This window comes from Gammaproteobacteria bacterium, from assembly GCA_027296625.1.
GTDB lineage: Bacteria > Pseudomonadota > Gammaproteobacteria > JAKEHO01 > JAKEHO01 > JAKEHO01.
In genome coordinates, this window is record JAPUIX010000048.1 from 1 (window position 1) to 20,326 (window position 20,326).

General features: G+C 52.7%; 23 protein-coding genes. 11 read left to right on the top strand and 12 right to left on the bottom strand.

Annotated elements, in window-relative coordinates:
• Positions 1-42 precede the first annotated feature (42 nt).
• A complete protein-coding gene (locus O6944_02545) occupies positions 43-132 on the top strand; it encodes a cupredoxin domain-containing protein (GenBank protein ID MCZ6718018.1) in 90 nt (29 codons plus the stop codon).
• Positions 133-151: 19 nt separating this feature from the next.
• Positions 152-364, top strand: a complete 213-nt coding sequence (locus O6944_02550; GenBank protein MCZ6718019.1) for a hypothetical protein — start codon at positions 152-154, stop codon at positions 362-364.
• 345 nt (positions 365-709) lie between these two features.
• Here the strand turns inward: O6944_02550 and O6944_02555 are convergent, their stop codons facing one another.
• The 7 genes from O6944_02555 to O6944_02585 all read right to left on the bottom strand — a co-directional run bounded on the left by O6944_02555 (position 710) and on the right by O6944_02585 (position 6,141).
• Positions 710-2,065, bottom strand: a complete 1,356-nt coding sequence (locus tag O6944_02555) for an NAD(P)/FAD-dependent oxidoreductase (GenBank protein MCZ6718020.1) — start codon at positions 2,063-2,065, stop codon at positions 710-712.
• A 163-nt stretch (positions 2,066-2,228) separates the two neighbouring features.
• A complete protein-coding gene (locus O6944_02560; protein ID MCZ6718021.1) occupies positions 2,229-2,603 on the bottom strand; it encodes a YHS domain-containing protein in 375 nt (124 codons plus the stop codon).
• 225 nt (positions 2,604-2,828) lie between these two features.
• Positions 2,829-3,098 carry a thioredoxin family protein gene (locus tag O6944_02565; protein ID MCZ6718022.1) on the bottom strand — a complete coding sequence of 90 codons (270 nt, stop codon included), beginning with the start codon at positions 3,096-3,098 and terminating at the stop codon, positions 2,829-2,831.
• A 46-nt stretch (positions 3,099-3,144) separates the two neighbouring features.
• Entirely contained in the window at positions 3,145-3,876 is a 732-nt protein-coding gene (locus O6944_02570) for a hypothetical protein (GenBank protein ID MCZ6718023.1), read from the bottom strand.
• Entirely contained in the window at positions 3,873-4,286 is a 414-nt protein-coding gene (locus O6944_02575) for a MerR family transcriptional regulator (protein ID MCZ6718024.1), read from the bottom strand. Before O6944_02575 ends, O6944_02570 begins: the two co-directional genes overlap by 4 nt.
• A 180-nt stretch (positions 4,287-4,466) precedes the next feature.
• On the bottom strand, positions 4,467-4,796 hold the full coding sequence (locus tag O6944_02580) for a YnfA family protein (GenBank protein ID MCZ6718025.1): 330 nt from the start codon (positions 4,794-4,796) through the stop codon (positions 4,467-4,469).
• A gap of 85 nt (positions 4,797-4,881) precedes the next feature.
• A complete protein-coding gene (locus tag O6944_02585) occupies positions 4,882-6,141 on the bottom strand; it encodes a cytochrome c (protein ID MCZ6718026.1) in 1,260 nt (419 codons plus the stop codon).
• A gap of 557 nt (positions 6,142-6,698) precedes the next feature.
• Here O6944_02585 and O6944_02590 point away from each other — a divergent pair.
• Complete coding sequence (locus O6944_02590; GenBank protein ID MCZ6718027.1) at positions 6,699-8,366, top strand: bifunctional diguanylate cyclase/phosphodiesterase; 1,668 nt, start codon at positions 6,699-6,701, stop codon at positions 8,364-8,366.
• A gap of 246 nt (positions 8,367-8,612) precedes the next feature.
• The gene (locus O6944_02595) at positions 8,613-8,987 is read left to right on the top strand and encodes a diacylglycerol kinase (GenBank protein ID MCZ6718028.1); all 375 of its coding nucleotides are present in this window, start codon (positions 8,613-8,615) and stop codon (positions 8,985-8,987) included.
• Between the two features lie 99 nt (positions 8,988-9,086).
• Here the strand turns inward: O6944_02595 and O6944_02600 are convergent, their stop codons facing one another.
• On the bottom strand, positions 9,087-9,533 hold the full coding sequence (locus tag O6944_02600) for a PilZ domain-containing protein (protein ID MCZ6718029.1): 447 nt from the start codon (positions 9,531-9,533) through the stop codon (positions 9,087-9,089).
• A 291-nt stretch (positions 9,534-9,824) separates the two neighbouring features.
• Here O6944_02600 and O6944_02605 point away from each other — a divergent pair, with 291 nt between their 5' ends.
• The 3 genes from O6944_02605 to O6944_02615 all read left to right on the top strand — a co-directional run bounded on the left by O6944_02605 (position 9,825) and on the right by O6944_02615 (position 12,383).
• On the top strand, positions 9,825-10,136 hold the full coding sequence (locus O6944_02605) for a hypothetical protein (GenBank protein ID MCZ6718030.1): 312 nt from the start codon (positions 9,825-9,827) through the stop codon (positions 10,134-10,136).
• A 333-nt stretch (positions 10,137-10,469) separates the two neighbouring features.
• On the top strand, positions 10,470-11,204 hold the full coding sequence (locus O6944_02610; protein MCZ6718031.1) for an FAD-binding oxidoreductase: 735 nt from the start codon (positions 10,470-10,472) through the stop codon (positions 11,202-11,204).
• Between the two features lie 45 nt (positions 11,205-11,249).
• Entirely contained in the window at positions 11,250-12,383 is a 1,134-nt protein-coding gene (locus tag O6944_02615) for a PQQ-dependent sugar dehydrogenase (GenBank protein MCZ6718032.1), read from the top strand.
• A gap of 17 nt (positions 12,384-12,400) precedes the next feature.
• Here the strand turns inward: O6944_02615 and O6944_02620 are convergent, their stop codons facing one another.
• The 4 genes from O6944_02620 to rph all read right to left on the bottom strand — a co-directional run bounded on the left by O6944_02620 (position 12,401) and on the right by rph (position 16,070).
• Positions 12,401-13,402, bottom strand: a complete 1,002-nt coding sequence (locus tag O6944_02620; protein ID MCZ6718033.1) for a zinc-dependent alcohol dehydrogenase family protein — start codon at positions 13,400-13,402, stop codon at positions 12,401-12,403.
• Between the two features lie 65 nt (positions 13,403-13,467).
• Positions 13,468-14,724, bottom strand: coding sequence for a radical SAM family heme chaperone HemW (gene hemW / locus O6944_02625; GenBank protein MCZ6718034.1), 1,257 nt, complete (start codon positions 14,722-14,724; stop codon positions 13,468-13,470).
• Entirely contained in the window at positions 14,724-15,347 is a 624-nt protein-coding gene (gene rdgB, locus O6944_02630; GenBank protein MCZ6718035.1) for an RdgB/HAM1 family non-canonical purine NTP pyrophosphatase, read from the bottom strand. Before rdgB ends, hemW begins: the two co-directional genes overlap by 1 nt.
• 6 nt (positions 15,348-15,353) lie before the next feature.
• Entirely contained in the window at positions 15,354-16,070 is a 717-nt protein-coding gene (gene rph / locus O6944_02635; GenBank protein ID MCZ6718036.1) for a ribonuclease PH, read from the bottom strand.
• A gap of 124 nt (positions 16,071-16,194) precedes the next feature.
• Here rph and O6944_02640 point away from each other — a divergent pair, with 124 nt between their 5' ends.
• The 4 genes from O6944_02640 to spoT all read left to right on the top strand — a co-directional run bounded on the left by O6944_02640 (position 16,195) and on the right by spoT (position 20,317).
• Positions 16,195-17,061: a YicC family protein gene (locus O6944_02640; GenBank protein MCZ6718037.1), complete on the top strand. Its 867-nt coding sequence runs from the start codon at positions 16,195-16,197 to the stop codon at positions 17,059-17,061.
• Positions 17,054-17,662 (top strand): guanylate kinase, encoded by a 609-nt coding sequence (gene gmk / locus O6944_02645; protein ID MCZ6718038.1) that lies wholly within the window; start codon positions 17,054-17,056, stop codon positions 17,660-17,662. Before O6944_02640 ends, gmk begins: the two co-directional genes overlap by 8 nt.
• Before the next feature lie 101 nt (positions 17,663-17,763).
• The gene (rpoZ, locus tag O6944_02650; protein MCZ6718039.1) at positions 17,764-18,024 is read left to right on the top strand and encodes a DNA-directed RNA polymerase subunit omega; all 261 of its coding nucleotides are present in this window, start codon (positions 17,764-17,766) and stop codon (positions 18,022-18,024) included.
• A 166-nt stretch (positions 18,025-18,190) separates the two neighbouring features.
• Positions 18,191-20,317, top strand: a complete 2,127-nt coding sequence (spoT, locus tag O6944_02655) for a bifunctional GTP diphosphokinase/guanosine-3',5'-bis pyrophosphate 3'-pyrophosphohydrolase (GenBank protein ID MCZ6718040.1) — start codon at positions 18,191-18,193, stop codon at positions 20,315-20,317.
• Positions 20,318-20,326 lie beyond the last annotated feature (9 nt).

Below are 20,326 nucleotides of genomic sequence, written 5' to 3' on the forward strand. Positions count from 1 at the left end.
CCGGACTACGGTAAAAGCATACAGCTACCCACCGGTCAAACCGTGGCGGTCGAGTTTCTTCCCGCTAAGCCGGGTGAATACGAATTCGCCTGTCAGATGGGCATGCTGCGCGGTAAATTGATCGTCGAATAGGGCCGGGCAGATCGGGGCGATCGATAATCGTAAACTAGCTCGGACTGCCAAGCTCGCCGGTGCACCAAGGGCTAAGGTCGCGGGACTTCATCTGGCCGTACGTTTGGGTGACTCAGTTGCTTTAGGCCAACCGCTGTTTATGGTGCATGCGGAGACTCGAGGGGAACTCAGTTACGCGCTCGATTACGTGAACCGGCACCGCGATGTCATAAGCATAACGGATGCTCAATGAACCGTCTGGTGTTATCCCTTCCTGGAAACGAACCGTTGGCCGCCGGAAGGCGGTCGGTAAGGAATCGCGTTGCGCCAAATGGGGTTCTGCTTTCGAAGGAAAAGGCTAAACGGCTTCGGATGACGTTGATAGCCGGGCAATCGCCATATGTGGCGCTGGGCTCGCCCCACAATAAAAAGTTCACTCGATCGGTTGCCCCACTCCTGCTGCGCGAAGCATCGGCTCGTCAAGACCCCGTCCCTCACAGCATGAAGCAAGCTCGCCATTGATTACGACTGCCGATTAAACGATCAATCACAACATACACCCCCACCTCCATGTTCCGTTCTTCCAGAATCTAACCCTTCAGAGCATATATCCCAAGTCCGACGCGTGCGTTGGATAGGCAAATACGGCGTCTTTCAGATCCCCTGTGGTCAGTCCGCGGCGCATGGCAAGCCCAAAAAAGTTGATCAGTTCATCGGCGGACGGCCCTAGCAGGTGCGCGCCAAGGATTCGTTCGGTTCCTTCTTCGACGAGTACCTTGGACGCCGAGTGCTGCTCACCCACACGCCGCGATGAGTACCAGCTTGACGTATCCTGATAGTTCACGCGATACTTAAGCCCCTTCTTCTGCGCTTCTTTCTCTTTGAGTCCCACTGCAGCAATGGGCGGGAGGGTAAAGGCGACTGTCGGTATACCGGCATAATTCGGGCGCACTTTGTTTCTATTCAATAGATTCGTCGCCACAACCCGACCTTCAAGCCCTGAGACCGGTGTGAGGGGTGGTCCTTCCGTCTCGGCTGCATCGCCCGCGGCATAAACCGCCGGGTTCGAGACGCTCTGCAGATACTCGTTGACCACGACTCCCCGTCTCCCTTGCTCGACACCAGCCGTTGTCAGGTCAAGACCGTCGAGCTCGGCAACGCGGCCCGCGCCGTGAACCACTAGGTTGGCCTCAAAGGTCTGCGGACCTTCCGGCGATGACGCTGTCACTACAAAGCCATCGGCGCTCTGCTCAATACGGTCAACCTGAGAGTTCAACCTCAGATCGATGCCGCTGTGGCGAGCTGCCTCTGCCACCTTGTCAGCTAAGTCGGGATCGAAATTCTCAAGGGGGCGCGGACCTCGATGGAGGACAGTGACCTTGGCACCGGCACGTACGGACACGTTCGCGAACTCCATGGAGATGTAGCCGCCACCCACAAAAACGAGGCGTTCCGGTAACTCGTCAAGTTCGAGGAACGCCTCGCTCATGATCACGTGCTCCTCCCCTGGGATCCCAAGCTTGGCTGGAATGGCACCGGAGGCGATCACAATGTGTTTGGCGTCTAGGTCATCATCACCAACGCGAAGCGTAGTGGGGCTAACAAACTTTGCCTGTCCGTGGAATGCGTCGATCCCAGCATTAGCAAATCCATTTTCAAGCCTTTCTGGCACGGGGTCGGTAAACGTGCGCTTGAAGGCCATGAGCTCGTGCCAGTCAATCCCCGCATCGTCAGCAGGAACCCCTCGCCCGCTCAAGCGATGCCCCCAGTAGATCGCCTCGGCCGCAGCGATGAGCACTTTCTTGGGATCACAACCGCGCAACACGCATGTACCACCAAAGGGACGGTAATCGACCACCGCTACAGTCCGTCCTGCGCTACGACAGGGCCATACCACCGCGGAGGCCGCAGTTCCGGTTCCGATAGCAATCAGATCATAGGATTTCGATGCCATTCAAACCTCCTCTCCTCAACCGACGAGTTCAACATTCGGAGATGCTCCGCACTAACTGCCACGAAGTGGGTCAGCCGTTCGCTTGATAACAAGTAATCGGCCGCATTCCTCTAATGTTTGATCCCGACGTATCTACCCGGTGCCTCGATTCCGGCTGCGGGTTCTAGGCTGGCTTGATACTGCCTCCGTCGTGGCCACGCACACCCTCATGAGGCAACGCACCTTGTAGACGTTTAATGTAATAGTCCGGATCCTTCTGGAAAACTTCCATACAACTTGGACAATCGCAGAAGTGCACTTCCTGCCCGGCATGCTTCATCGTGGCGGCCCGCGCCAGTGGTTTCTCACCTAAACAGGTTGGGCATACGATCACATCACTTGTTCGCTGAAGGTATTTCTCGGGATCGGTCGCAAACAGATCAACGCATTTCTGGCAACAGAAACGGCGTTCTTCACCTTTATAGTTATACTGAGCCGCCTTATCTTCGCTGATGCCTAATCTGACCAAGGAACAACCACAGGCAGGGCAAATAAGCATTTTCATTTTTTATCTCCTAAATCGCGGCGTTCAGGATTCTTGATTCTACGACAGAAAACCTCATGGCTAATTACTCAATTGGTCATATGAGCGCACTGTGAATAGGAAAAACCGCATGCTAGGCTGACCTTAGCAGAACCTAGGGAAGTCGTGATCGAAAGTGCTCTTTTACGCGTGCGGTCCATCATGCTGGGCGGAGCCCCCGTAAGCCCCAAAAAAAGGAACTTATCGGAGAGGCTGCCCCAAACCTGCCGCGCGAAGGGTCGCCTCGTCAGGACCCCGGCTCTCACAGCATGACGCGAGCTTGCCATCGATTGCGACAGCCGGCACAGAGCGGACACCCAATTCTTTAGCACGTTTTGCAACTGTGGGTTCGTTCATATTCAACACCGACACCTCACAGGATGGACAGGCAATAGAATTCACGAGCGCCACAGTCTCATCGCAAACTGGGCAACCGGCACTGAACACCTCAATCTTGCGCTTTGTCTGCATCATAATGTACCTCGCATCAATCTTGTTTCAAACGTTGAACAAACAGCTAGGTGTTGTCGCAGGAAGGACAAGCGCTTTGTTGCGCGGTTCGTCCCTTCCACAAATCCCAGACACACGCAATGAGCAATAATGTAATTCCCCCGTATATGGCCGGTGAAAAGCCATAGACAAACTTACCCACGATGATACCAATTGACGCAAGTACGCCCAGGATAATGGGGCCGCTCTGATTACTTGCCCGCGCTCGAAAGCCCATGACCGACAGGACGATTACTAGAAAGAGCAGCGTAAGTGGTAATAGATATGGCGTGTAGTCGACGAACTCTAGACCCAGGACACCGAGTAATGCCGTGTAGGCTGGCCAACAAAGTGGACACACGACCTTGGGCAGTAACGCTACTCCAATCACAGGGATAGCGGCCCAAAAGCCCGTATTTTTCACCTTGCCTGTTCTAACACCGATTGCGTGTTGTGACACTGCAATCAATGCATCCCTGATCGTCCCGGCGTTTGGAAAGCCCTGTGCCCACCCCCCTGGGCCATCGTAGATCCGGCAGCAATTGGCCGCCGCGGGCATGGCGTCTGCTACATCTTTACCATCCACAAGAATGGTGGGGGATCCATAACCACGCGCATAGGCAGGGCTCTCTGCACTGTTTCTATCCCATTCCGTCCAATGAGGCTGTAGGCCGACTTCAGCAAAGGCATGGAGCAATTGGATTCTCGCGTCCTTGACGTTGGGGCAGTCTGCATCGTAGATCAGTTCAACGGTCCTCATTCTTTCTCTACCCCGACATCGAGCGCTTCCAGGATCGGGCATTCACTAGTGGGCCCCTCACCCGCGCACTCGTCAATGAGCTTTATCAGGACCTCCGACATCCGGCGAAGGCCTTCGATCTTCTCCTCTATATCGGAAAGCTTCGACTCCGCTCGGCTTTGTATATCCCGACAAGTCGTTGTCGGGTCACGCCTGATATCAAATAATTCTCCGATCTCCCTAAGGGAAAACCCAAGCGTCTTGGCGCGCTGAATGAAACGTAGACGGGCAACCGCGTCTTCTGAATACCGGCGGTAGCCATTATCCTTCCTAGGTGGCTGCTGGATTAGCCCTTTGCGCTCATAGAATCGGACGGTTTCCACACCAATGCCCACACGGTCCGCAACTTGCCCAATCGTCAATGCTTTCATCACTGTCACTCCACAATACTGATATTAAGGATAGACCCTGTACCTAAGTACGGAGTCAAGGCTTGAATACAGGGCGATAGTGAAGGGCCCAGATAGGGCGATATCAAAGGACTTGGACCTTTTGAGGCTAGCGTCGATTTAGGTAAATGCGCAATCGTCCAAGCCCGCCGACCGGGCGGATCACGCAACAGCATGTGGCCCAAACAAAATGACGGCGGCTCCGACCAGACAGATTGCTGCACCTAACGCATCCCAGCGATCGGGCCGGACGCTCTCGACCACCCAAAGCCACAGCAACGAGGCGACGATATAAACGCCCCCATAGGCGGCAAAAACGCGTCCTGCAAAGCGAGCATCCACCTTCGTTAAGAGATAGGCAAATACGATAAGTGAGATCGTTCCGGCGACTACCCACCAGGGGCTGCGGCCGAGACGGACCCAAGCCCAGAAGGCAAAACAGCCGGCAATCTCAGCAAAGCCTGCGGCTAAGTAAAGAACGAGGGAACGCATAACGATTCGGATACATGATGAACGATGGTTAGTTAAGCGTCAGCGCAAGACTTGGCAATTTTCCAATTGAATCCCCGAATTTCCATTACTCCGATTGCGCCTTACGCCATTCAGCAAGCATATCGGGCGTGACGTCGGGGGCCGCCGTATTGCCCCAGCTGGTACGTACGTAGTTCAAAACGTCGGCAATCTGCTGATCCGAAAGTCTCGATGCAAAGCTTGGCATGGGAATATATTTCCCCTGTTTAGGTATGCCCTTGAGCACAACCTGTATGACATTATCCGGAGAAGAGGCATTGACGACCGGGTTACCCTTGAGTGGAGGGAAAACATCGGGGATGCCTGCGCCTTTGGCTTGATGACAGGCAGCACAGTTATCGAGATAAATCAGCGCGGCCTCTTTCCGCCATGCGGCTGATGTGATCGCGACCTCCATCGGAACGGTTTCATCGACCGTATCAACGGGTTTAATCGACTTCAAGTACACCCCCATCGCGCGGATGTCGGTATCAGTCAAATGGGATAGGCTGTCATGGACAACCTCTGCCATTGGCCCGAGCGCGGTGGTTTTCTTCGCGTTCGTGCCCGTTCTCAAGAATTCAGCCAGCTCGTCTACCGACCAATCACCAATGCCAGATCGCAGATCGGAAGTGATATTGAGTGCAAACCAGTGATCTACCTCAGCCCCTGTGAATTGCTTTTCCTCTTCAATCGCACCCATGATATTGCGCGGGGAATGACAGGCAGAACAATGCCCCGGACCCTCGACCAGATAGGCCCCACGATTCCACTCGGCAGATTTTGTCTGGTCTTTAACGTAGGTTCCCGCATCGAAGAAAAGCTCCCGCCAGCCAATCATCGTCAAGCGCACGTTGAACGGGAAACGCAAGTCGTTCCTTTTTGGCGGCCTGTTGATCGGCTTCAACGATTTAAGGTAACCGTAAATGGCATCCACGTCTTCGCGGGTCATCTTCGTGTAAAAAGAAAAGGGCATGACCGGATACAGGTACTTGTGGTGCCTCCCCACGCCGTCATGTAAGGCCTGATAGAACTCTTCTTGCGTCCAGAGTCCAATGCCGGTCTCGTCATCCGGCGTAATGTTGGGTGAGTAAATCGGGCCGAACGGGGTGTCCATGCGAAGGCCCCCCGTATAGGGCTCGCCCCCTGGTTCCGTATGACAGGCAATGCAGTCTGCCGCGCGTGCCATATAGGCACCGTGTTTAATCTGCGCGTCTGTTGCCAGCTTTGTCGCTTCCGGTTCAGTCTCGCTGCATCCTGCAAAAACTACAGCGCCCGTAAAAAGAGGGATCAAAACAATCAGCTTAATGCACTTTTGAACTGACATCGTTTGTGGAGAGTATCTTAAAAGTTCGCAAGATATTATCGTTGATTTGAACTTATCATAGGATGCTTCCTATGGTGAGCGCAACGTATCGGGCTCGATCGCGAAGCCCACTGCACAGGTTGACCGCGCCCTGAATTAGTGCGATGTTTGTTCCACTGTCCTGAACCGGCACCACGATCGGTCGGGAAATTCTGCTTCCTTACGTCCCACGACCGGAATTAATTAGGAGATGAGACCATGTCATTTCTTTATACGTCGGGATTCAAAAACCTTACTGCCAGCCAGTAAAGCGTTCAAGTGGTTGGAACCCAATGAATTACTTGAAGGGACAACCCATCCCCAGTTCGCGGAGGACTGGGCGATGGCCGACGCCAGCACCTTTGACCCCATTCGGGCTGCCTAAGCTAGAACACATTCACACTGTTTAACTCGGGGCCTGCACATCGGATATAAACAAACTGTGACATTGGTCACGAAACTTGCTGATTTACCAGCTGAATTATAGAAAAAAGAGGTTTATGCTGAATATCAAAGCATGGGGCGAGGAGCGAGCTCCAATGTCACTATCCGCCGAACACAAGACCCAGTACAGCAAGCAACTGATGAGCACGATTAATGAAGCCACGCTGGTAGGCTTCCTGATCGGGTTAGTTGCTGTCATCATTACAACCCTGGTTGTTGGCTTTCTCGGGTCGGGCACAATTACCTTAGAGAGTCTCATTTACGCACAGAAAACACGATACGCCTTATGGGTTGTGGATCTTCTTCCATTTGCATTCGCATTCTTAGGTCGTTATGTAAGCACGATGATGGCCCAGCAGACAGGCACAATGTCCACCTATCAAGCGGATGCTCTTAGAGCTCAAACTGCTGCGTTGGAAACGCAAGCGTTACATCGCGCAACCCACGATACATTAACTGACCTGCCAAACCGCGTGTTGCTTGCCGATCGGTTGCAGCAGGCGCTTGTCATTGCACACCGCGAAAACAAGCCACTTGCCGTACTTTGCCTGGATTTGGACCGATTCAAAGAGATCAACGACACGCTAGGGCACGACAACGGGAACTTGATACTCAAACAGGTCGCCTCGCGCCTCGAAGCAACGATCGAGAGGCCCAATACAATTGCCCGGATCGGTAGTGACGAGTTTGGAATACTGCTTTACGATCCGCCATCCCCAGATGCCATAACACAATTCTCACGAAGATTGCACAAAGCGCTTGAACTTCCGTTTGCCGTCGATCGCTTTAACTTTGAAGTGGAGGCAAGTATTGGGATAACACTTTACCCTGACCATGGTACGGATCCCGAGACGCTGCTCCAGCGTGCTGAGCTCGCTATGAGCGCAGCCAAGCAGGCGCATGATGGCTTTGCCGTGTATTCGCCAGAGCAGGAGCAATTTAACCCGCGGCGTCTAGCGTTGATGAGCGAGTTGCGTCAGGCAATCGAACACGACGAACTGATCCTTCACTATCAGCCTAAGGTCAACTTGCACACCGGCCGAGTAGATGAGGTTGAAGCTCTTGTTCGCTGGAATCAACGGGGACAAGGATTCATTTCACCGGCGGATTTCATACCCATGGCCGAGCGCACACGCTTAGTCAAGCCATTGACGCACTGGGTGCTCAAGCGCGCGATTCGCCAGTGTGCAGTCTGGCGCGGCTCTGGCCTTGAAATAGGAATTGCCGTAAACATTTCAGCCCGTGACCTGCACGATCCACATCTTCCGGACGTCATTGCCGGACTTCTGGCATCCTCAGAAGTTAATCCTGAGTGGTTGGTATTGGAGATCACCGAGGGCAGCATCATGGTCGACCAACAGCGTGCCCTTGACGTGCTTACCCGGCTTACGAGCATGGGGTTGCGGATCTCAATTGATGATTTCGGTACGGGTTACTCGTCGTTGGCTTATATCAGCAAACTACCCATAAGCGAGATCAAGATTGATCGATCGTTTGTCATCGGTATGGTAGAAAATAAAAATGACGCGGTGATCGTGCATGCCATCATTGAGCTGGGTCACAACCTAGGCCTCAAGGTCGCGGGCGAGGGTGTTGAAAATCAGGAAGCGTGGACGCTTCTTGAGAAACAGGGCTGCGATTTGTTACAAGGATACTATCTGAGTAAACCGATCAACAGCCTGCAGTTCATTCAATGGTTTAACGAGTCCCCATGGGGATTGGGAAAGGGAGCCCAACGAAACGTCGCAGGGAAGTCAGAATAGCAACATTGCCAGTTCCATACTGAGGCGCACGACTCTGGGTGCCTCACGATAATAACCAGTAATACCTTGTCAATACGGCGCAGCGCCAAGTTTAATTCTTTGCGCTCGGCTGACGCACTGGAAGATTCGTGGCGGCTGCACACCCATGAGCACTATATACCTTTATTTGATAATGCGTCATGATCGCCGCTGGTAGTTCTAAAGCACTATTCTACGAAGGAAAACAGATAGCACAGCGATGTCGCCATGTCAGAAAACCCACAAGAATCCAAGACCGGGCCCATGCACGTGTGGTACGCGCTACTCTACTCGTTGTCGGGACTCCGATCAGCTTACAAAAATGAGACCGCATTCCGCCAAGAGTGCCTGCTCGCAGTTGTACTGGTTATTGTAGCGATGCTCATTCCGGCCTCAATGACACAGCGTGCACTGATGATCAGCAGCCTATTACTCGTACTAATGATTGAGTTGCTGAACTCGGCAGTCGAAAGCACTGTGGATCGCATCTCCACCGAGGACCACCGGCTGGCGAAACGGGCCAAGGATCTGGGTAGCGCAGCAGTCTTTATAGCGCTCGTCAACGTTGTCGTTGTGTGGCTACTGGTCCTCATCGGGCTATGACCCGACCACACATACGCTTGCGGCAAGCCTCATTATCATGATGGGAAGAGAATTTTTTCGGAGGATGGTTAACTAGGCGTTCCCGACAACGCCGGCATCTTACTGATCGTGCACAGACTCTTCTATAAATTTTACGAGATTTCCAGCCGTATCGCCCGTGAACTCTATGAATTGTAGCCCAAACGCGACGCCGTCCTCTGGAATTACCGATTTGTGGACTGTCCTACAGTGTGCGCTGAGCTCAACCAAACCTTCTCGAAGTGGAAGACTTAACCTGACATCAACTTCCGGCGCTTCATCTCTACTTATTTCGTCGTCGCTGGGATAGAGCGTATATGCTGTCGCGTGGTCACAGCGAATCTGCAATCCATCTTCGGAGATATCATGCGCAATCGCATGGTGAAAAATATTCCCACTCGTTTCACGTATCGTGCTACGACGGTTAATCAAAAATCTCGGATATCGTCTACGTTCTTCGTAGATCTCACTATCGTGAGAGCCCGCTTGCTGGCCTTTTTCCTGTAGATCGGTTTTATCAGTTGACATCGCGGCACGCGTCATTCGCATCGACATTTCGTAAGCCGTATGCTGGAAGTAAATACGAGCAAAGCAACGAGCGACCATCCGGGTACTCACAGGTTACTCCTGAGCCTTCTTACTCGCTGGTCTTACGCTAGTACTGGCGAAACATACCAATTAATAAGGTCGAAAACTGTGAACTAGGTCACAATATTCACAGCTACCATGTGACCCGTACCTCAAAATCAACTAATTTAAATAAAAACCGGTCCGTTCACGAGTTTGGCGACCGGAATTACTAAGGAGGTATACCACATTATGCAGGCACAACGCGTTGACGCCCGGACGGGCGATCCCTCTGATAAACTGAAACGATTCAAGACCTTCTACCTAGTACTCGACGATCTGGTCGCCGAGAGCAGCAAAGAAGACTTGGTGGAATGCGCAAGAGTACTTGCCTTAAACCTTGCCCAATATAAGCAAGATTTTGGAGAACTCCCCCAAGAGGGCTATAAGAAGTTGCGAACGGCGAAGTCAATTGACGAGAAGACGCCGAAGCTGGTGGCAAGTGGCATGCTAGAGATGGCAATTGCGCTAGCCAAGGCAACAGGACGACTAAAACAAGAGTAATCAAGATAATGTGCGGTGAGGACCCCTAGCGCACAAAAAAATCACAAATTTAACAAGTTCGGGCCCGTCTGCCCGAAAGCCAAGCCTTGATGAAGCATGCTCCGTTAGGATCATTCCAATCCGGCATTTCCGTTGACAGCAACACCTCGTCAACTCCCTCATGATGCTGAGACCACACTCGCCAGAATGACCGTTTGATGAACCGATGGATGGCCGGTATCGCAATGCAGGCGCATATTCCCTTCACCCTTTAGATCTCGAGGTCAACTGTGGTACAACTGCGACTCCATACCTGTAGGCTAAAACCTAGGTCCCTACATATTGGTGCATCAGATGTCCCGAGAACAATTTACATTGGTGCTAGAATCTGCCCGCATGGTGACCCCGCGAGTCAGGGAGCTGACGTTTGTTCGCGAAGACGGACAGAGTTCGCCATTTGTTCCCGGGCAGTTCATCACGATGCATATGCCCTTCGACAGCAAGACATTGCTGCGTAACTACAGCATCGCTACCATTCCCGGCACCACAGACGCGATACAGATCGCGGCAACCTTCGTCGAAGGCGGGCGAGCTACTCATCACCTATTTGAGATGCAGGCCGGTGATCGGGTCGACACCACGGGGCCGTTTGGACGCTTTGTGCTGCGAGATGATCCACCAACCCACTATATACTTGTTGGAACAGGAACAGGCATCACACCATACCGTTCGATGTTGCCTGAACTCGGTCATCGTCTCGAGGACGGCAACTTCAGCGCCGTTTTACTTCTTGGTGTGCGGGGGCCAGATGATCTGCTCTACGGTCAAGACTTTCTTGATTTTGCCGAGCAACATCCTGAATTTCACTTTCAGGCTCGCTACAGCCGGATAATGCCGGAAACACCCGCACCGCACGAGCGAAGAGGTTACGTACAAGACGCATTGAATGACTTGGACCTTGATCCTGGCACCAGTATTGTCTACCTATGCGGAAATCCCAACATGATCGATGCCGCAGCTCAACAGCTTCATACGGCTGGTTTTCCAACCCCCAAGGTCCGGCGTGAGAAATACGTCTCTTCAAACTAACCCAAGCACTGCGAGGCCGGCGAAAATAACGATCAGAAGGGCAGAGTGACTACAGCAAGAAGTTTTATTTACCTGGCGCTTGGCATTGCTATGTGTTTGGCGCTATCTAGTTTCGTCGCTGCGAAAAGCCGTGTTGAGAAACACCTTGAGCAAATCAACCTGCCACCTGGATTTTCGATCGAGATATTTGCAGAAGTCCCAGGCGCACGTTCAATGGCGCTTGATAAGTCGTCTAACACTGTTTACGTCGGCACGATGGGTAGCGATGTTTACGCAGTGTCTTACGAAAATCAAGAGGGCAAATCCGATAAGGTCGTTAAGATCATGAGCGGACTTAAAGTGGCAAATGGGGTCGCGGTGCATCGAGATTATCTCTACGTCGCAGAGCAAAATCGAATTACGCGTTACCCGCTACGAGGCAGAAATCCAAGTGCAAACTGGGAACAAGACCGGGAGATCAAATTTTCAGACCTGCCTGATAAATCCCATCACGGTTGGCGCTACATTGGCTTTGGGCCCGACAATAAGCTCTACGTGACGGTAGGTGTCGCCTGTAATATTTGCGAGCTGCAGGGCATTGAAGGCACGATCATCCGCATGGATCCGGACGGCAGCAATAGCGAAATCTTTGCCAATGGAATCCGCAACTCGGTCGGATTGAGCTTCCATCCCAAAACCGGCGTGCTGTATTTCACTGACAACAACACAGATATGATGGGCGATGATATCCCACCAGGCGAATTTAACGCCGCCCCTACAGCCGGCCTGAACTTCGGGTTTCCTTACTACGCAGGCGGAAGCGTGCGCAGTCCAGGCTGGGCCTACAACACGCCGCCTCTGAACGTTCAATTTCCAAAAGTCGATTTTCAAGCGCACGTGGCGGCTTTGGGACTGGCTTTCTACACAGGCGACATGTTCCCAGAAGAATACCGTCACGACGCTTTTGTGGCGCAACACGGCTCATGGAACCGAAGCGTACCAATTGGATACCGTGTCGTGCGGGTCAAATTTGACGATAACGGTGAAGTGGTCGGCGATGAAGTCTTCGCAGACGGCTGGCTCCAAGGTGAGAAGGCTTGGGGTCGACCCGTCGATGTCCTGCATATGCCCGATGGCGCATTATTGGTTTCCGACGATCACCGGGGGGTACTCTACCGTATCAGCTATACCGAAGATTAGGCGCGATCCCACCCCCCTCATCCACACCCAACTGAATCGATCTCCAGCACCGCGGCCCCACGGATCTGACCGTCCTTTAATCGGCTCAAGGCTTCGTTGGCCTCGCTGAGCGGAAAGCATTCGACTTCAGTACGGACCGGAATCTCGGGCGCAAGGGAGAGGAACTCGTTACCGTCACGGCGGGTGAGATTTGCAACCGATCGTATACTTCGCTCACCCCAAAGAATATCGTAGGGAAACGAAGGGATATCGCTCATGTGGATCCCGGCACAGACCACTGTTCCCCCCTTCACGATTGCTCTCAGCGCAGTTGGCACGAGCGTCCCCACAGGTGCGAAGATGATTGCGGCATCGAGCGCCTCGGGTGGTGGTGTTTTCGAATCTGCCGCCCAAACTGCGCCGAGGTCGCGGGCAAACTGTTGCCCGTTCGCGTCACCCGGTCGGGTAAATGCAAAAACCTTGCGCCCCTGATGACGTGCCACTTGCGTCACAATGTGCGCCGCCGCACCGAAGCCGTATATTCCCAGATGTTCTGCGTCACCGGCCGCACAAAGTGAACGATACCCAATGAGGCCCGCACACAGCAAAGGAGCAGCCTCTGCATCACTGTAATCACCGGTAACAGAAAAACAATAACGTTGGTCAGCAACAGTGTATTCTGCATAGCCGCCATTCAACTTGTAACCGGTAAACGCTGCCTGATCGCAAAGATTCTCCGACCCTGCCCGACAGTATTTGCAAGCACCGCAGGTATACCCTAGCCAGGGGATACCAACACGCTCGCCAATAGCAAACTGCTCAACGCCTTCTCCTCGTTCAACTACGGTACCGACAATTTCATGGCCAAGCACAAGCGGCAACTTGGGATCACTCAGCTCACCATCCAGCACGTGAAGATCCGTCCGGCACACGCCACAAGCGTGAACAGATACAAGGACCTGCCCGGGACCGGGCTCCGGCCGGGCAACCTTTGTCATGACCAACGGTTGCCCGGGCTCGTTGAGAAGCATGGCGCGCACGGTGGATACCCTGATAAATAAAGTGTCGTTAGTTAGTTCCAGCGATAATGCATGACGCGGGCGTTTTACCTGCCTAAGTTCGCCGCAGGCAGACCAAGTGCCCTGCCTTCCGTTGTTTCGATTCGATTAACCAATGACATACGCTCAGCCGATGAGGTGGGCACAAACAGGCACAGCAAATCGTTCAGAAATCGCATTCCTCGCTCACTCGCTTGTACGCGATAGCCGTCCCATTCAATCAGCTTTTTGGATTGCGCCTGCATCAACGCCGCCCTTACAGCACTGATCGGAAGTCCAGTGCGTTCCGTAAAAAGCGCTGTTTCAAATCCTTGTGTAAGGCGCAATGCATTCATCATAAATTCAAGTGCTAAGTCTTCCTTCCCTAAAACACATCTAGTATCGACAACGTCCGATCGACCTGCCTTCGTTATATAACTAAGAGGGTGTCTGCATTTTGCAAAACGCGTGATGTGGCCGTCGTGGACGGTCGTAATCTTGCTGTGCGCGCCCGCACCGATTCCAATATAGTCGCCAAACTGCCAGTAGTTAAGGTTATGGACACACCATCTCTGGGATCTTGCAAAAGCCGACACCTCATATTGCTGATACCCACATTCGGCAAGAAGCTCTTGTCCCGCGGCCTGCATCAACCAGATTTCATCATGTTCCGGCAGCGGCGGTGGGCGACGGTGGAATGCCGTATTTGGCTCGATAGTGAGCTGGTACCAGGAAAGGTGTGCAGGAGCATATGCAATCGCAGTCTTTAAATCGTCAATTACACCGCCTTGATCTTGCCCGGGTAAGCCAAACATCAAATCGATATTGAGGTTCTCGAAACCCGCCCTCTGTGCTGTTTGGATTGCTGACAGCGCTTCTTCGCGGCCATGGATGCGACCTAACCGGCGTAACTTATCCTCGTCGAAACTTTGCACACCGAGGGAGAGACGGTTTATTCCAAGCCCTCGATAGGCGCGAATGTGTTGCGCCTCCACTGTGCCAGGGTTGGCCTCTAACGTGATCTCAACATTGGGTGGCATCGAGAAGCGAGCACTTAACACCGACAGAAGACGATCCAAAGCCCTAGGGGAGAAGAGGCTCGGGGTTCCCCCACCGATAAATACACTGATAATCGGCCGTTCGCCTACATAGACCAAATCATGATTCAAGTCCTTGATCAGGGCATCAACATAGGCGTCCTCAGGGATTTCCTCACGCATCTCATGGGAATTAAAGTCACAATAAGGGCACTTTCGAATGCACCATGGTAGGTGCACATATACCGATAGGGGTGGCAGGGCCTTCATGATCAGCTTTGCCAACATCACGCCTTTGCGTGATAGCGTTCTGCAAGCGCGCCTATCAATTGCCTAAGCGCCTGTCCGCGATGACTCAGTTGGTTTTTCACTTCAGGTGGAAGTTCAGCGGAGGTGCAGCCATGTGTCGGAACAAAGAAAACAGGATCATAACCAAATCCATTGGTCCCCTTGGCTTCAGAGACAATTCGGCCCTCCCATACGCCGTGACAGGCTATCGGTATCGGGTCATTCGGGTCCTCTAGATACACCATTACACAATGAAAACGTGCTGTACGCTTCTGTTCCAAGACAGGCGCCATTTCGCGCACAAGTTTTTCAAGGTTTTGCTGATCCGTTGCGCCGTTCCCTGCGTAGCGTGCTGAATAAATGCCGGGACCCCCGCCCAGAGCGTCAACGGCAAGTCCTGAGTCATCGGCAATAGCAGGCAGCCCCGAACACTTCGCCGCATAACGTGCCTTGGCCAACGCGTTTTCGATGAATGTCAAAGCTGTTTCTTCGATATCGGGAATATTGAAGTGTGATTGTGGAATAACCTCAATCTGAAAATCGGCAAGCAGGGCACCTATTTCTCTCGCCTTGCCAGCGTTACTGCTAGCTAACACCACAGATCGAGATGGCCCCGTTAACACCTGGAATCAGCCCCGCAAGACCTCACGCTGTTTTTCAATAATCTGCGCAATACCCTCACGAGCTTGTTCAAGCATCGTATTGAGCTCATCCATGCGGAAGGCATGGCCCTCGGCCGTCCCCTGGATCTCGATGAAGGCCCCTGCGTCGTTCATCACCACATTCATATCAGTTTCAGCCTCGGAATCCTCGATATAGTCCAGATCAAGCACCGGTAAACCCCGAAAAATGCCGACAGAAACCGAAGCGACCATACCATGAATTGGGTTGGTACTAACGGACTTCCCGTTTTGCAGTCGTCCAATCGCATCAACGAGCGCAATATATCCGCCCGTGATCGAAGCGGTGCGGGTCCCACCGTCGGCCTGGACCACGTCGCAGTCAACCACAATCGTTCGCTCTCCTAGCTCCTCAGGCGATAAAACAGCGCGAAGGGAGCGACCTATTAACCGTTGTATCTCCATGGTACGCCCGCTTTGCCGTCCCTGAGCTGCCTCACGCCGCATCCGCGTGCCAGTGGCGCGAGGCAGCATCCCGTACTCGGCAGTCACCCAACCCTGACCGGTCCCCTTCAGGAAACCAGGAACCGACTCATCAACACTCGCATTACAAATAACTCTGGTATCACCGAACGTCACCAATACTGACCCTTCCGCATAGCGAGTGTAATCGCGAGTAAACGAAATTTCCCTCAGTTCGTCCTGTGCTCGACCGCTTGGGCGCATAGGTTTTCCCCTGTCTGGGAGATTGGAGCTTGCGATTATAACTTTAATGTCGTCACTCCGGTATTTGCCTCACGGATCGGACGGGTTACCATTATCTATAAATCAGCACGGAGTGACGGACACAATGATTGCCAGCATGACCGCTTTTGAGCGGAAGGAGTACACGGGGGACTGGGGCCACGCCATCTGGGAAATACGGTCGGTTAATCACCGTTACCTTGAGATTACCGCGCGGCTACCCGAAGACCTACGCATCCTTACCACTCCCGTGCGCGAACGGGTCGCCCAGCACGTCAAGCGTGGCAAGGTCGATTGCACATTGCGTGTTGACGCAACGAGCAGCACGCTTAAGGATCTAACAATCAACACTGATCTCGTAAAAAAGCTCGTCAATGCCAGCCGGGAAGTTGAAAAGCTAATTGACAATGCAACGCCAGTAAATCCCCTGGATTTCCTCCGCTGGCCGGGGGTACTCGATGCAGGTACACCTGATCCGGACACTGTGAGAACACCGCTACTGGAACTCCTTGATGCCACACTAGAACTTCTCGTTGAAGCACGTCAGCGTGAGGGAGCGAAACTACAAGCCTTAATCCAAGAAAGATGCGATATGGCCAAAGATGTGGTGACGCACGTGCGTGAACGGCTCCCGGCAATTATGAATCGCCTTAAAGAACGGCTTCAGAGCCAAGCGCAGGAACTCAGTAGTGAGCTACCGGCAGAACGGCTAGAACAGGAAATGCTACTGCTTGCACAAAAATTGGATGTTGCCGAAGAACTAGATCGACTTGATGCTCATCTCTCGGAGGTAAGTAGAGTCTTGTCAGAAAGCAATCCCGTCGGTAGGCGACTCGATTTTCTCATGCAGGAGATGAATCGTGAGGCCAATACACTCGGCGCAAAGGCTGCCCACATCGATTGTACGAACGCCTCAGTGGAGCTTAAGGTGCTGATTGAACAAATGCGGGAACAGGTGCAGAACATTGAATAAACAATCCAGTACCCAATTAAAGCCCAAGGAAGCGCCGCGAAAGGGCACACTGTACATCATCTCGGCGCCTTCCGGTGCCGGAAAGACGACGCTAGTCCACGCGCTATTGGAATCGACCCCGGACTTACAACTTTCCATCTCCTTTACAACACGGCCCAAGCGCCCCAGTGAACACGATGGAGTCGATTATCATTTTATCGATCAAGAGGAATTCGAGCGACGAATAAAAACCGGTCAGTTCCTTGAGTATGCCAAGGTATTTGACTACTACTATGGGACTTCCCGCGCTTGGGTCGAAAATGAACTTGCCCACGGTGAGAACGTGCTTCTCGAGATCGACTGGCAGGGTGCCCAACAAGTCCGCAAGATCATCCCAGACACCGTAAGCATTTTCATCCTGCCACCTTCTTATAAGGCGCTAGAAGGTCGGCTAAGGCGGCGTGGTGCGGACGACGAGGATACAATCACACGCCGGATGCACGATGCGGTGAGTGAGATTTCGCACTACCATGAATACGACTATATGGTGCTAAACGAGAAATTCGACACGGCCCTCGAAGATCTCCAAGCTATTATCCGGGCCAGCCGCCTTGTGGGCTAGTTGCCCGTGCAACTCGAAAATCTCCAGTAGGCAACTAATGGCAGATGCATTCCAGATTCAGTAGAATAGTTACTTAATATCCACCTAGTAAGGATTTGATGATGGCTAGAGTCACCGTTGAAGACTGCCTCCAGAATCTGGACAGCCGCTATGATCTCGTGCTCCTAGCTAGCAAACGGGCGCGTCAGATCACTATGGGCGCGGAGCCGCTGGTGCCTGAAGATAATGACAAGGCTTCGGTCATAGCCTTGCGCGAGATCGCTGCTGGCCTGATCACTAATGAAAACATCGACACGATTCAGGCCACCGAAACCGATGAAACCGGTGAATCCGATGGATCAGAAGAGGAACCCGCCAAATAGAGTTATTTTGTCTTTCCCCTGCCTGGACGGCGATGGCCGCGCACGCAGTACACCTTGTGCCAACCTCTACGCGGTGCAGCACAGTAGCCAGTGCCCGGCCATTAGCACTTTCGCTGACTTAGATAGCCTGCCTTTTACGTAAAGCGGCTCGTTATACGGAGGCCCGATGTCTCAAATCGACGACCTCTCAGCCCAGATCGAGACCTATCTAGAACCCGATCAGGTCAAAAAGGTGCGTCGCGCCTACTCGTTTAGCGCTAAGGCTCACGAGGGCCAACACCGCTTGAGCGGCGAACCCTACATCCAACATCCGCTGGAAGTCGCCCGCATTCTGGCAGGAATGCACATGGATCACCAAACTTTAGTCGCCGCTATATTGCACGATGTCATTGAAGACACAGCCACAGCGAAAGAGCAAATCAAGAGGGAGTTTGGTAAAGGCGTGGCTGAGTTGGTCGATGGAGTGAGCAAGCTAAAACAGATCGAGTTTGACAGCTATGCCGAGGCTCAAGCACACAATTTCCGAAAGATGCTCATGGCTGTCGCTCAAGACATCCGGGTGATTTTAGTCAAACTGGCCGATCGCCTTCACAACATGCGCACCCTTGGCGCGCTACCTCCCAAAAAGCGGCGCTTGATTGCACGCGAAACACTAGAGATCTACGCCCCCATCGCGCAAAGACTGGGCATGAATAGCATCCGTCTTGAGCTAGAGGAACTGGGGTTCGCAGCACTCCACCCAATGCGCCACCGTGTTCTTTCTGAGCAAGTGAAAAAGGCTCGGGGACATCGCAAAGAAATCGTTAACAAGATCAAAAATGCCCTGAAGCGCCGATTGCAACAAGAAAAATTACCGGCCGAAATAATCGGACGGGAGAAACATCTTTATGGCATCTATAAGAAGATGCGGAACAAAGGATTGTCCTTCGCAGAGGTATTTGATGTCTATGCCTTTCGTATCATCGTAGATACCGTTGACACGTGTTACCGGGTGTTGGGCGCGGTACACAACCTATATAAACCTGTTCCGGGCAAATTTAAGGATTACATCGCGATACCGAAGGCGAACGGCTATCAGTCACTGCACACTGTGTTATTTGGCCCTTACGGTGTTTCAATCGAAGTACAGATCAGAACCAAAGAGATGGATGACGTTGGTGAAGCGGGCATTGCCGCTCACTGGTTATATAAATCAGGCGAAGGGGAAAAGACAACTGCTCACAAGCGAGCTCGGGAATGGCTCCGTGGCATACTGGAAATACAACAAACTGCTGGAAACCCGGAGGAATTTCTCGAACACGTCAAAGTCGATCTCTTCCCTGACGAGGTATACGTGTTTACACCAAAGGGAGATATTATAGAACTACCTCGTGGCGCAACCGCTGTCGACCTTGCCTACACGATACACACGGATGTAGGCAACACCTGCGTTGGTGCGAGGATCGATCGCCGACTCGCGCCCCTCAGCACGCCCCTTAGCACAGGCCAGTCCGTGGAGATCATCACCGCTCCGGGGGCAAAGCCAAATCCCGTTTGGTTGCAATTTGTGGTCACTGCCAAGGCTCGGTTAACCATTCGCCATTATCTAAAAAATCTTAAGCACGATGAAGCCATTGCCTTGGGTAAGCGGATGTTAAATCTTGAGCTGAAGAATTTTTCACTCAGTTTCGACGATATTAGCCCACGACAACTGGCAACTACTCTCAAGTCGTTCAATCTGAATGACAAAAATGACCTATTGGAAGATCTTGGGCTCGGCAAGCGCATGGCACCGCTTGTTGCTCGGCACCTGGCACCCTCGCCTAGAGAGCCCTGGAAGCTCCCGTGGAAACGTGGCAGCGAATCGGCACGACCACTTTTTATAAAGGGAACCGAAGGGATGGTCGTGTCATTTCCAAAGTGCTGCTACCCTATCCCCGGAGATCCTATTCTTGGGTTTGCGAGCGCCGGTCGAGGTATTGTTGTGCATCACCAATCGTGCAAGAACGTTGCAGAGTACCGAAAAGAGCCGGAAAAGTGGGTAAATGTTGAATGGGAGACCCAAGTTGATCGGGACTTTCCCGCGGCAATCCGCATGAACGTGACTAATCAACGCGGGGTACTCGCAACCGTTGCAGCAGCAATTGCCGACGAAGGTGCCAATATCGAGAATGTCGAAATGCAAGATCGGGACGATCGCTATATTAGATTATCTTTCGTGATAGCCGTCCGAGACCGTAACCATCTCGCACGAGTTATGCACAAGGTACGAGGAGTCAAACATGTCTCTGGTATCAACAGGGTCCAGAAATGATCAAGCGTG

Bases quoted from the DNA above. Each gene is read 5' to 3' on its own strand.
- O6944_02570 (MCZ6718023.1), bottom strand. From the start codon at position 3,876: ATGAGGACCGTTGAACTGATCTACGATGCAGACTGCCCCAACGTCAAG.
- spoT (MCZ6718040.1), top strand. From the start codon at position 18,191: ATGTCTCAAATCGACGACCTCTCAGCCCAGATCGAGACCTATCTAGAA.
- O6944_02555 (MCZ6718020.1), bottom strand. From the start codon at position 2,065: ATGGCATCGAAATCCTATGATCTGATTGCTATCGGAACCGGAACTGCG.
- rph (MCZ6718036.1), bottom strand. From the start codon at position 16,070: ATGCGCCCAAGCGGTCGAGCACAGGACGAACTGAGGGAAATTTCGTTT.
- O6944_02580 (MCZ6718025.1), bottom strand. From the start codon at position 4,796: ATGCGTTCCCTCGTTCTTTACTTAGCCGCAGGCTTTGCTGAGATTGCC.
- O6944_02560 (MCZ6718021.1), bottom strand. From the start codon at position 2,603: ATGCTTATTTGCCCTGCCTGTGGTTGTTCCTTGGTCAGATTAGGCATC.
- O6944_02575 (MCZ6718024.1), bottom strand. From the start codon at position 4,286: ATGAAAGCATTGACGATTGGGCAAGTTGCGGACCGTGTGGGCATTGGT.
- O6944_02640 (MCZ6718037.1), top strand. From the start codon at position 16,195: ATGATTGCCAGCATGACCGCTTTTGAGCGGAAGGAGTACACGGGGGAC.
- O6944_02565 (MCZ6718022.1), bottom strand. From the start codon at position 3,098: ATGCAGACAAAGCGCAAGATTGAGGTGTTCAGTGCCGGTTGCCCAGTT.
- O6944_02590 (MCZ6718027.1), top strand. From the start codon at position 6,699: ATGTCACTATCCGCCGAACACAAGACCCAGTACAGCAAGCAACTGATG.
- hemW (MCZ6718034.1), bottom strand. From the start codon at position 14,724: ATGTTGGCAAAGCTGATCATGAAGGCCCTGCCACCCCTATCGGTATAT.
- O6944_02610 (MCZ6718031.1), top strand. From the start codon at position 10,470: ATGTCCCGAGAACAATTTACATTGGTGCTAGAATCTGCCCGCATGGTG.
- O6944_02600 (MCZ6718029.1), bottom strand. From the start codon at position 9,533: ATGTCAACTGATAAAACCGATCTACAGGAAAAAGGCCAGCAAGCGGGC.
- rpoZ (MCZ6718039.1), top strand. From the start codon at position 17,764: ATGGCTAGAGTCACCGTTGAAGACTGCCTCCAGAATCTGGACAGCCGC.
- O6944_02595 (MCZ6718028.1), top strand. From the start codon at position 8,613: ATGTCAGAAAACCCACAAGAATCCAAGACCGGGCCCATGCACGTGTGG.
- O6944_02605 (MCZ6718030.1), top strand. From the start codon at position 9,825: ATGCAGGCACAACGCGTTGACGCCCGGACGGGCGATCCCTCTGATAAA.
- O6944_02585 (MCZ6718026.1), bottom strand. From the start codon at position 6,141: ATGTCAGTTCAAAAGTGCATTAAGCTGATTGTTTTGATCCCTCTTTTT.